Below are 216 nucleotides of genomic sequence, written 5' to 3' on the forward strand. Positions count from 1 at the left end.
ACGTTGCCGGGTGCGTTCGAGGCGCAGGTGGCGCGGGATCCGGAGCGGGTGGCGCTGGTCGGTGAGGAAGGATCGCTGACGTACGGGGAGTTCAACCGGCGGGCGAACCGGCTGGCGCACTGGCTGGTGGAGCAGGGCGCGGGTCCGGAGCGGCTGGTCGCGGTGAAGATCCCGCGGTCGGTGGACCTCCTGGTCGCGATCTACGCGGTGGTGAAG

The 216-nt window shown here is 71.3% G+C and carries 1 protein-coding gene; it reads left to right on the forward strand.

Features of this window, described 5'->3' with window-relative positions:
* On the forward strand, positions 1–216 hold a 216-nt coding region (locus tag ADK65_RS09350), incomplete at both ends, for an AMP-binding protein (protein WP_159038750.1).

This window comes from Streptomyces sp. NRRL B-1140 (assembly GCF_001280065.1).
Classification (GTDB): domain Bacteria; phylum Actinomycetota; class Actinomycetes; order Streptomycetales; family Streptomycetaceae; genus Streptomyces.